The organism is Paenibacillus sp. DS2015, from assembly GCF_050433705.1.
In the GTDB taxonomy this organism is placed as follows: domain Bacteria; phylum Bacillota; class Bacilli; order Paenibacillales; family Paenibacillaceae; genus Paenibacillus_AQ.
Genome location: NZ_JBNPWS010000046.1, coordinates 19,275 through 29,683 on the forward strand (window position 1 = coordinate 19,275; position 10,409 = coordinate 29,683).

At 39.6% G+C, this 10,409-nt stretch carries 17 protein-coding genes; 14 read left to right on the forward strand and 3 right to left on the reverse strand.

The genetic code is table 11. The features are described from left to right. The first annotated feature begins 176 nt into the window (after nucleotides 1-176). A complete protein-coding gene (locus J2T13_RS24715) occupies nucleotides 177-698 on the forward strand; it encodes a hypothetical protein (RefSeq protein WP_429375201.1) in 522 nt (173 codons plus the stop codon). A gap of 74 nt (nucleotides 699-772) precedes the next feature. On the opposite strand, the gene J2T13_RS24720 is transcribed toward J2T13_RS24715, so the two are convergent. Continuing rightward, nucleotides 773-1,222, reverse strand: coding sequence for a hypothetical protein (locus J2T13_RS24720; RefSeq protein ID WP_429375203.1), 450 nt, complete (start codon nucleotides 1,220-1,222; stop codon nucleotides 773-775). 373 nt (nucleotides 1,223-1,595) lie between these two features. Here J2T13_RS24720 and J2T13_RS24725 point away from each other — a divergent pair, with 373 nt between their 5' ends. The 8 genes from J2T13_RS24725 (at nucleotide 1,596) to J2T13_RS24760 (ending at nucleotide 7,071) form a co-directional block, all read left to right on the forward strand. After that, complete coding sequence (locus J2T13_RS24725) at nucleotides 1,596-2,276, forward strand: response regulator transcription factor (RefSeq protein WP_429375205.1); 681 nt, start codon at nucleotides 1,596-1,598, stop codon at nucleotides 2,274-2,276. Further along, nucleotides 2,273-4,033, forward strand: a complete 1,761-nt coding sequence (locus J2T13_RS24730; protein ID WP_429375206.1) for a sensor histidine kinase — start codon at nucleotides 2,273-2,275, stop codon at nucleotides 4,031-4,033. Before J2T13_RS24725 ends, J2T13_RS24730 begins: the two co-directional genes overlap by 4 nt. A gap of 49 nt (nucleotides 4,034-4,082) precedes the next feature. Further along, nucleotides 4,083-4,610: a CDP-diacylglycerol--serine O-phosphatidyltransferase gene (gene pssA, locus J2T13_RS24735; RefSeq protein WP_429375207.1), complete on the forward strand. Its 528-nt coding sequence runs from the start codon at nucleotides 4,083-4,085 to the stop codon at nucleotides 4,608-4,610. A gap of 25 nt (nucleotides 4,611-4,635) precedes the next feature. Then, nucleotides 4,636-5,121: a DedA family protein gene (locus tag J2T13_RS24740; RefSeq protein WP_429375208.1), complete on the forward strand. Its 486-nt coding sequence runs from the start codon at nucleotides 4,636-4,638 to the stop codon at nucleotides 5,119-5,121. A gap of 143 nt (nucleotides 5,122-5,264) precedes the next feature. Next, the gene (locus tag J2T13_RS24745; protein WP_429375209.1) at nucleotides 5,265-5,693 is read left to right on the forward strand and encodes a hypothetical protein; all 429 of its coding nucleotides are present in this window, start codon (nucleotides 5,265-5,267) and stop codon (nucleotides 5,691-5,693) included. Between the two features lie 56 nt (nucleotides 5,694-5,749). Beyond that, nucleotides 5,750-5,893, forward strand: coding sequence for a hypothetical protein (locus J2T13_RS24750; protein ID WP_429375210.1), 144 nt, complete (start codon nucleotides 5,750-5,752; stop codon nucleotides 5,891-5,893). Further along, a complete protein-coding gene (locus J2T13_RS24755; RefSeq protein ID WP_429375211.1) occupies nucleotides 5,886-6,197 on the forward strand; it encodes a hypothetical protein in 312 nt (103 codons plus the stop codon). The genes J2T13_RS24750 and J2T13_RS24755 overlap by 8 nt, the downstream gene beginning before the upstream one ends. 58 nt (nucleotides 6,198-6,255) lie before the next feature. Further along, complete coding sequence (locus tag J2T13_RS24760; protein ID WP_429375225.1) at nucleotides 6,256-7,071, forward strand: Ger(x)C family spore germination protein; 816 nt, start codon at nucleotides 6,256-6,258, stop codon at nucleotides 7,069-7,071. A gap of 11 nt (nucleotides 7,072-7,082) precedes the next feature. Here J2T13_RS24760 and J2T13_RS24765 read toward each other — a convergent pair whose 3' ends face one another. Beyond that, a complete protein-coding gene (locus J2T13_RS24765) occupies nucleotides 7,083-7,928 on the reverse strand; it encodes an alpha/beta hydrolase family protein (RefSeq protein ID WP_429375212.1) in 846 nt (281 codons plus the stop codon). Nucleotides 7,929-8,079: 151 nt separating this feature from the next. Beyond that, nucleotides 8,080-8,409 carry a hypothetical protein gene (locus J2T13_RS24770; RefSeq protein ID WP_429375213.1) on the reverse strand — a complete coding sequence of 110 codons (330 nt, stop codon included), beginning with the start codon at nucleotides 8,407-8,409 and terminating at the stop codon, nucleotides 8,080-8,082. A 38-nt stretch (nucleotides 8,410-8,447) separates the two neighbouring features. On the opposite strand from J2T13_RS24770, the gene J2T13_RS24775 reads away from it, so the two are divergent. From J2T13_RS24775 to J2T13_RS24795, 5 genes are all read left to right on the forward strand, one after another. Continuing rightward, on the forward strand, nucleotides 8,448-8,750 hold the full coding sequence (locus tag J2T13_RS24775) for a hypothetical protein (RefSeq protein ID WP_429375215.1): 303 nt from the start codon (nucleotides 8,448-8,450) through the stop codon (nucleotides 8,748-8,750). Nucleotides 8,751-8,817: 67 nt separating this feature from the next. Next, complete coding sequence (locus tag J2T13_RS24780; RefSeq protein ID WP_429375217.1) at nucleotides 8,818-9,108, forward strand: hypothetical protein; 291 nt, start codon at nucleotides 8,818-8,820, stop codon at nucleotides 9,106-9,108. Nucleotides 9,109-9,132: 24 nt separating this feature from the next. Then, a complete protein-coding gene (locus J2T13_RS24785; protein ID WP_429375218.1) occupies nucleotides 9,133-9,390 on the forward strand; it encodes a hypothetical protein in 258 nt (85 codons plus the stop codon). A 244-nt stretch (nucleotides 9,391-9,634) separates the two neighbouring features. After that, nucleotides 9,635-10,051, forward strand: a complete 417-nt coding sequence (locus tag J2T13_RS24790) for a hypothetical protein (RefSeq protein ID WP_429375220.1) — start codon at nucleotides 9,635-9,637, stop codon at nucleotides 10,049-10,051. A gap of 107 nt (nucleotides 10,052-10,158) precedes the next feature. Further along, nucleotides 10,159-10,326: a hypothetical protein gene (locus tag J2T13_RS24795; RefSeq protein ID WP_429375221.1), complete on the forward strand. Its 168-nt coding sequence runs from the start codon at nucleotides 10,159-10,161 to the stop codon at nucleotides 10,324-10,326. The last annotated feature ends 83 nt before the right edge of the window (nucleotides 10,327-10,409 follow it).

A 10,409-nucleotide genomic window follows, 5' to 3' on the forward strand; every position in this document is an offset into this window, starting at 1 on the left:
GATGATTTCATAGTCGATGGCTACGGCCCCGGAAACGATCTTAAAGTTGCGCAACATTCCGTAACCAGCGGCACATGGAATACAAACATTTCGTTGAAGTCGTATGTGGCTTACGGAGAGTGGATCTTCTCGATAAAAGTCAAATCCTAATTCAATATAAAGGGAGTGGGGAAAAGTTGAAAAAGAAAACTTGGATTGTACTCACGGTATGTTGTTCTGTCGTCGTCGGCGGCGGCGGCTTAGCATTGGCTAACATGAACGCTAACCAAGTAGACGCAAATAGCCCGTTGAAAGAGAAAGTTTCGTATGCGGTCGAAAGCTATGAAGCACAGAAGCAAATTGCTGATGCACCCGGCGCAACGACAGAGGATGAGCAGGAGCTAAAGGAGTTAGCGAGTAGATCTGCTGACTTAGAATTAGAATTAAATCCACAAAGTGTCCTGGAAGAATTTGAAGAAGTTTTTGCTGGTTACAAAGACTTGTACCTCATCCAAAGCGCTCATTACGAAGACAAAAAAGATTCAACAGACCCTGCTGTTCAGCAAGTATTATACTCACTGGAACAAAAGGGGAAGTTGATAGCTCAATTCGAAAAATTAAAATTGAGCAAGTCGGCAAACGGTGAATCCCTGCTGGAAAATTTTTACGGAGAAACTACTAAACTGAATAAAGAGCTTTACCCGGATAGATTCAAGTAATCAACACAACCTAAATGTGACCGCTACGATAACGGATTGTCCAAAAGTGAATACTTCAAGGAAGTGGCAAACCGTCAATCATTAACTTGAAAAACTGAAATAGATTCGAAATAAAGATGCTTGAGCTCATCTTCTTGATTTTCAATGGTCATTTCTTTGAACCAGTCTTCATTCGCATCTTCTTCTTTAAAGACACTAGACCTCCAGAAGGCGATTCCTAATTTAGTAAATCGATACGTAAACCCAAGACGACTTTCATCGTTTCTCTCATAAGGTGATATCTTATCAAGTGTATTTATTAATTCATCCGCTTTTGTACTGAATGGATCAATACCTTGTAATAAACAATTGTATACATCTTTTGAGCTTGAAGCAGTCTCTATGAAGTTAACGTGAAGATTATCTTCATACTCAACATTATAAAAAATAGGACAGTCTTCTAATATTTCCTCAACTTTTTCCTTGCTCATACCTAACTTAATATCACCTATTGATTTTCCAGGTTCAATTATCAATTTGCCCATGTTTTACACTCCTCATATAGAACTTACAAAGCCTAAATATTGTTCAGACAATATATGGAAGGTGCTCGTTCACGCACCAATAAAATATTTAAGCGTTGACAAATTGTTGTACCCGTCCTATTCGTAAAAAGAAGCCACTGTTGAATTCTCTTAAAGGTTCTGAATGTAACTGTTTTCACATTATATAGAACCATTTGATTTCAAGCCAAACGTGATTTGTCTTAAATTTAATTAGTTGGTTACACAGATTCGGGAGAAATTAATTGTTTAGTTCTGGAATTATTGGTATTATGGTGTGACTCCAGAACACATAAAAAACACATCACATCGTTATAATTATGCAGAGCATTATGCTGGAGAGAGGGATGAACGTGTGAGTAAAATTGTCCTCCTTGTTGAAGATGAACGCAGAATCCGTGAAATCGTAGCGGATTATTTCAAGCAACAACAGTGGATTGTCTATGAAGCTGATAATGGTAAGAGGGCCTTGGAAATGTTCGAAATAACCAAGCCCAATTTGATAATACTTGATATTTTGATGCCTGGAATGGATGGGTTTTCAGTTTGTAGACAAATACGGAATCAATCCGATGTGCCTATCATATTATTAACTGCTAAATCAGATGATGATGATAAAATCCATGGTTTTGAGCTTGGGGCAGATGATTATGTTACGAAACCATTCAGCCCCAAAGTGTTGGTTGTTCGTGCCAATACTTTAATGCGAAGGTTGGAGGGGAAGGTTAGTCCACAGGGACATAATCTCCGCTTTGGTCAAGCCGTGTTAAATACATTGGCACATCGTCTTAACATAGAAGATATAGAGATCGAGCTAACACCGAAAGAGTATGAACTATTGCAATTTATGATTCAGAACAAGGGCATAGTGCTATCTAGAGACACAATATTAGATCGTGTCTGGGGCGCGGACTTCGAAGGTGACTCAAGGGTAGTTGATACACATATCAAAAAATTACGAAGTAAACTAGGGCATGAATCGCGCTATATTCGAACCGTGATCGGAACAGGATATAGATTTGAGGTAGAAGAATGAATAAACAGGGGGTCACATTTAAGCTATTTGCTGTGACGGTATCATTTTTTTTGTGTTTCTACGGATTATTTACTTTAGGACAACTCCTATTCTTCGAGAACTTCTATCAGTATCAAAAGATTAATAGAGTGGAGAGCAGCTTGAAGAAGTTCAGTAATAATTATGCTCGGGCACAATGGGATTCAGAACGTGTCTCTGCAGAAGCAGTCAAGTTGATGACACAAAATAAAAATCATTTTGCTATCGTCACCTTAGATGGAAACGTAAAGTTTGACGACCCCTATCAAATAAAGATAAAGCAGGATAGTGGTGAAGTGACTGATGTGTCCATTTCATTGTTGCTGAGTGAGTATAGAGAACCGTTCACGGCTTTACAAATTCGATTAGGTGATCATTTAGATGTGCAAGGGGAGGTGGATGGGCAATCTTCTGACCACATGCTATATCCTGCTCGAATTAGCAAAGAAGGTGGCCCATTCATAGGTGATCAGACAATGGCAAGGCCTGAAGAATATAGCAAGCGAGTTTCGGGTACAGTCATTGGTTTGTTACTACCTAATATGAAAACATGGAGCCTACGCCAAGGTATGCTTCTGATGGCTTTAGAGGAATGGTTTCCTTTGACTGAGGAACATAAGAAGCAATTAGAGCGTGGAGAGGTCGTTGAAGAGGAATGGACAGAGCCTTGGAGCGGACTACGTAACATTATTGTAGTTCAACCTATTCTATATGATCAGCAAGAGCCTGAGCTTGTATTCTCCGTTACATCACTTCAAGAAATAAGTGAAGCTAATGAGGCCTTGCGTTGGTTTTATCTATATTTAGGAATCGGAGGATTCTGTATTATCGTCATTATGTCAATTATCTATTCCAAGATGGTGACTAAACCGTTAATTTCATTGAATCAAGTTGCCAAACGGATGGCGAAGCTTGATTTCACAACGCCTTCTCCAGTGCAACGAAATGATGAAATCGGGAGTCTCTCGGACAGTTTATATACCTTATCAGAGACATTGGATAGCACGCTTCAGGAGTTGAAGAATGCAAATCGACAATTAGTCGTTGATATGGAACATAAACAGAAGCTGGAGCAGATCCAACAAGAATTTTTCTCAAGTGCTTCACATGAATTAAAAACACCTTTAAGTATCATTAAAGGATTTGCCGAGGGACTGCATGACGGGGTAAGCGCAGGAAAACAAGATCATTATGTACAGGTCATTATTGAAGAATCCGAGAAGATGGAAGAGCTTGTTAAGGATATGCTTGATTTAGCGAAGCTTGAATCGGGTACGGTCAAATTAAGGAGTGCTACAGTATTGTTGAGTGAAGTTGTGGAAGAGGTTGTAGCTAAACTCGTCCATTTACTGAAAGATAAACAGTTGCAAGCTGTTGTGATTCCTTCCAATGAAATGCCAATTCAGGCCGATATAGGTAGAATTGAACAAGTGATATTTAATATAATCGTGAATGCGATCCGTTATGCTGATTCTGCGAGTTCTATTATGATTAGAATCCAGAGTTCCAAAGATTCTACTATGATTGCGATTGAGAACAAAGGTATTCAAATACCCGAGCAGCAGCTCGAACTCGTGTGGGAACGATTCTACCGTGTTGAACCCTCACGAAATCGGGAAATGGGGGGCACCGGGCTTGGGTTATCTATAGCCAAGCATATACTAGACTTACACCGTTGTAGATATGCAGCAGAGAACATTGACGAGGGAGTTCGATTTGTGATTTGGTTTGATGCCTAAACTAAATAGATACAAAAAGTATTTTGAGATTGATGATGAGGAGTCGAGAATGATGAAGTTGAATTGGTTACCTTCTGCTTGCACAGCAGCTAATCTAGCCGCTGGGGTAATCTCATTGAAGTTGACCATTGACGGACAATATATCGCTGCTTTTGTATTGGTGATTATTGCGGCATTTTGGGACGTATTAGATGGTCTATTAGCGAGATTATTACATGTGGACAGCGAATATGGCAAAAACTTAGATTCTATAGCTGATGTTATTTCATTTGGTGTAGCACCTATTTTTCTAATGTTTATCAACAATCTACAGGATATGGACATGCAGTGGATGAGTGAAGTGATTATTGTTATTTTTCCAGTCTGCGGAGCACTACGTTTAGCACGTTTCAATATTCAGTCGGCAGAGTCAGCATCCAAAGGGTTTATAGGGCTTCCAATTACAGCAGCTGGTGTCATCCTAGCTGGCGTGTCAGTATCTGGAGCCTATGTTCATACGACGATGATGTTTATTATAGTCTGTGTACTGTCATGCTTAATGATTAGTCGTATCCCATTTCCTTCTTTCAAAAAATGAAGCGTATAGAGCAAGGGGGCACATGATGGAGTGGACCATGGAATTCATAACACAATATGGATATTTAGCCATTTATCTATTGCTTGCCATTGGAATTATTGGTCTCCCAGTACCTGACGAGGTTGTCATGACGATGGTAGGGTTTCTGATATCCACAATGACATTAAATTTCCTGATGTCTGTAGTGGTAAGTTTTTCAGGGGCCGTTACTGGGATGAGCATTAACTATTTAATAGGTAAAAAAGTAGGTAAACCTTTATTCAATAAATATGGAAAATGGGTAGGGATGACACCCAAACGGTTTAACAAAGTAGAAGATTGGTTCGCTCGATTTGGGCCTTGGGCCATCGTGTTAGGTTATTTTATTCCTGGTATAAGACAAGTTACCTTTTACATTTCGGGTATAAGCGTCATGCCTTTTAAGAAATATATATTAGTAGCAGGATTGAGTGGACTATGTTGGGTTCTGATTTTTATTTCTATTGGATATTACATAGGGATTATTATGTGATGATACATGAACATATAGGTTTAATGATGAAAATCATGGATGAACGCCTATTTGATCAGCCGAATGCTGGTCAAATAGGCGTTTTTATGTTGTGAAATTTTTTTGTATTTTTTGGATAGTTATGGTAACGCTACATTGTACTAATGACATGGCTCGTTCTTGTCAATTCTGGCTTTGTAGCTGTGGGGATGATGAACATGTGGCACACGATTGTTTCTTATATTCCAGATTGGAAGGTTTTTGTACAAGCTATAGTGATACTGATCGTTCCTATATTCATTTATTTAGTTTCTCGATGGCTCCAATCTGCCTTAGGTAATCAAACTTCGGACGATAGTCCGGCAGCGAATAAATCTGAAAAAGATACACCCGATACTAACATATCTAAAGGAGTTACTAATCCCTCGTTTACTGGAAAGTATGAAGCAGATTTAGTAGCTATTAAACAAAGAATAGCTCGAAATTGTGATGTTCACGTTAGAGAGTTTACGATAAAAATATTCGCGACTTTTACGATTGCTTTTTATGCTGCATCGTTGGGTCAGGCTCAATTATTTAAAAATATAAATTAAAGAAGAATATTCAACCTATCATGTACGGCTTGATTCCAATCATATTCATTGTTGCAATGACTCCCAAAAATATCAATGAAGTATTCGAATTTGGTGATTTCATTGGAAATATTTCTATCTATTTGTTCGGTTTGTTGCCCGTACTCCTCCTTCTGATCTCTAAAGTCTTCAAAAAGGGAGTGGTTAAACAAGATGAATAGCATGAGACGCTATATCTTAGTTGCATTGCTCATTCTATTAATACCCTGTCTAACAGGATGCTGGGGTAATAAGCAAATTGAAGATCAGAGTCTTTATGTAGGTCTAGCACTTGATGTTGCTGAGGAATCAGAAGTGGAAAAAGAGTTATCTATGCTGGGAGATGATTATCCCAAAAAAAATCTCATAACTTCAACTATTCAGATTATACCTCTTCAGAAAAGTCAAGAGTCACCATCCGCGAGTAAGTCAACATCAACGATGTATTTGAACAACAGGAAACCGGTGATTCGATCTTTCAATTAATGCGACAATACTCACTTCGGAGGGATCGCCCATTATTGGTCATCATTTGAAAGCGATAGTGATCTCTTCAGAGCTTGTACGTAGAATGGATCTCGATTCGCTTTTAAAATTCATTTTGCCAGATAACGATATCAGACCCAGTTGTCTTGTATTAATAAGTAAGGCTAGCGAGACGTTAATCTCAAATCAAGCCGGAGAAATTCCTGCGCTTCATCTCAAAGGTATAGTGGACAATCAGTTTAGAACTAACAAAATATTACCACCTATGATTCTTACCAAATTAGATGGAATAATGAACTCTGGTGCAAGTTTTATTCTGCAAAACGTGGTTTCCGCCAAGAAGGAAGTTGCATTCGCTGGGGCAGCTATTATTAAAGGGAAGATCAATAGATGGATTGGAACATTAGATGAGGAAGATGTTGAAGCCTTGTCTTGGATTACCGGTAAAGTAAAGGGAGGGGTAATCAAAACTTATGATAAGTCGGGGGAAGTCCTTACCTATGAAATCGAGAATGTAAATACGAAGATTAAATCAAAAGTTCAAGGCCAGGATATTTCTTTTCACGTGAGTATCGAATCAGATGGTCGGCTCATTGAGAACTGGAATACATCCGAAGTTCCTACAGACGACAAATTCTTGAAGGAAGCGCAGGGTTACTTCGAACAAGAATTAAAAGATAGTTTGTATAAAGTCATTCATAAAATGCAAGAGGTTTATCATGTAGATGTTGCAGGATTCGGTAATCGGCTGCGGATACAACACCCTAAGGTTTGGAAAAAGGTTGAAAAGGAGTGGGATGAGACTTTTAGTCAGTCTGAGATTACGTACGATGTTAACTTGAATATTATAGATTACGGTTCCTCAGCTAAATAATATTTAGGAATTCATGTTGAAGAATCATTTATCCACTCGAACATGCGTTTAATAGCTAGTTTATGCATCGCCAAAGGGAAATGATGTCCTAAACCGTCATATTGATGAAGTGTAACATTTGCACCGATCTCTTGAAGTCGGCGGGTCATTTGTAGGCCTTGGTTAAAGTCGACTTGAACATCATCAGTACCGTGTATAACAAGAACAGGACATAGAATTTGTTCAGCCATGGCAATGGGGGAGCGCGCACGATAAGAATCTGGAACCTTCATAGGAGATCCACCGATGACGCGTTTGAGCATTTTGCGTAAATCAATACGATCTTCATAAGTTTGTGCGAGATCTGATACTCCGCTCCACAAGATACAACGGTTAATTTGGCTGTTGTTGACAACCGTTTGTGTCGCATTAATGGCCCCTCGTGAGAATCCCATAATAGAAATTAGATTTGGATCGACAAAGGGCAGACTACATAGTAGATGGTAAGCAGAAATAACATCTTCTTGATCCTGCCCTCCAAATTCATCTCTTCCCTCGCCACCTTCAGTCCCTCGATAAGTAGGAGCAAAGATAATGTACCCATGATTAGCAAATTGTTCAAGCCAGTGTGTCTTAACACTCCCAACTCGTCCAATGCCACCACGGCAGTAAATAAGCACAGGCCATTTGTGCTTATGGATATTCTGCTTACTGGGCTCGATAGAGCTTGCGATTTGTGTTATAGGCAGATCTGCTGCATGATAGAACGATTCTATCCATGCCTGTAAATCAGATGTAGGCATTTCGAATCCATGCGGTAAGCAAAGGTATCCCTTAACCTTTAATCCCTCTGATATGTATGTGATATGAAACATCATGATCGTATGTCCTCTACTTCTTATTATTTTAGTGTGTTGATTGTAGTCATTATAGTATATCCCAATACATACTTGTTGAGACAATGAAGTCTGAGGAGCGTGTTGAACAAGTGGTCATCGTATTAAGTTCCGCCCCTCTTATATGTCTGCGTTATTCTTCTTCCGTTTCTTCAAAGTCAAGATAGTGACATGCACGATGCCCCGAACGAGTACAAGACCCTATAGAGCGATCCAACCATTCAATATGAACAATTCTTTCTTGCAATATTGTGACCACTTTATCCGCCTTCTGTTTGATATCTACGAAATTTGTACCCACATTGCAAATGATGCCCGCAATTACCCGCGTAGTTGACCCTTGTTCAATCGTTACGTTAACACGACATCCCTGATTCCGGAATAATAGAAAGTTTAGCCCACCGTTTAAGCCTGCGAGTCTCAGCTGGATTCTAGCATCACAATCGTAAGGACCTTCTGTCATCTTCTGAGCTTGTTTACTTGTATTAAGGTGTCCGTGAATTGGTTCTGGGCGAAGCGTGGTGCTGGTGGGTATCGAGCATTTCTGGGCTAAGAATGACGCTACATTTCGGGGATACCGTCTCAGGTAACCCAACGCTATTAAATAGGTTCTTTGGAATTCCACTTACTACGGCACTCCTAACTTATCTTCACTCTCGAATTCAGATTAAAACAAAGGAAGGAGACTTTATTTCTGGAATATTGGTCCGCACAACGGAGAGTGAAATATGGATTCAAATAGATTCAACGGGTCACTCTCAGAAGTTGAAACTTAATCAAATCCGTATATTAACAGTGAAATAATGCATAAAGGGATAGAGGTTGGGCATATGATTCGGGTAGTGGTCGTAACCTGATAGAGGAGGGTGGGATGCTTGTGCCAGCTGTTATGCCTGACAACAAAGTATTTGAAGGTTTGCTCGGTCAAGGTGTCCTTGTAGTTCTCAATGTCTCCCAGTTAAATATTCTAGGTCAGACATTCAGGCCTATTTTTTGTGGGACATTAAGCGAAATCTCAATCGGGTCTATCGAATTGAACCCCGTTATTATCAAGATGCACAATGCACCACAATTTCGTTTTCCTACGCCACTTATTTTTCCAATAGAGCATGTTGTTCATATTATGGCTTTTGACTCTAATACGAGACTACCGCTTGTATAGATTCGTGAATGGAGGGATTAGAAGGTGGCATTAAGTCAACTTCAAATTACGATGAATGAGGTTCGGAGAGCCGGTGTTGTACAACAGTTTGAAGAAAATATTGGGCAGAGGCTCCTTATTATAATCGAGCAGTATCCTTTTTTTATCGTAGGTGGTCTTCAGAATGTGGAATCTGCTTATGCCCATATCCTCATTGAAGTAAGCAATATCCCTGAACTCGATGATTATGTTATCCGTACGCACATTGATGATATTACCGTGTTCTTCTTTGAGAGGGTATAGCTTCACTCAGACGCTGTAGGTTCAATCCATGTAAGTATTCCTGCATCATGGTGAGTTCATATCCGGGTAGCGTACTCACCGGGGACGAATATTGGGGAACAAGTAGCTCTTTATTCATCGTATCACCTCATTGTATCTTATGAACAAGAGGCGAGGTTATATCTCTTTTTGAGAAAAGTGAATGGTCCTTGGTTCGATCAGCATAATGTAAATGTATAAGAGGTTGTTCAAGAGGGGGAAGAAGATGCTAGGAAATATGTGGTGGATATTCCTGGTGATCATTATGGGGAGTGGGCTGATTGCATATGTTTATCTTCATAGATTTAGGCAACTCATTGGTTATCACTTAGGTATGAACATTGCGATGACAACAAGCGGTGTCTATGGCTTGGCCATAGGAGCGGTACTCGGTCTTCAATATCATCACAATACAGCTATTGTTACGATCACAACGACCTTGCTTGCGGTCCTGATTGGCATTCTTTTTGGTTCACTCATTGATTATCAGACACTATTAGCAGGAGCAACAAGTGGTATTATGGCGGGGTTAATGGGACCTATGCTGGGGATGCACAGTAATGATCCGATGCTTATTGCCGTGTTTTGTACCCTTTTAGTGCCTGTAGCTTCCTTTATGCTTTGTTATTCTGTCAAAGTCTAATCTACGGTAGGGGTTATATATAAGATGCCAGCGATGTGTATTCTTGTTATACTTCAATTATTGTTGGTGACACTATATATATACGTTCGAGGTAGGAGGAAGTTAGAATGACACGGGATATTCAAGCGGTACCCTATGGTTACGAGCCGCCGATAGCAAAACGTAAAGGGACGTTGGTGTTCTACGATTCTTTTGAACATACGTCTGAGGATGAACTTGAAGTTGCTCTCCAAACGACAATGAGATATTCTTTCACGAAGCTCGTGTTGAACTAAACCGCTACGCGGTAGCTTTTTAAATCCTACAATCTTTCACTGCCATTTTCTAAACCTTCCTTTATCATCTAGTGAAAAAGGAG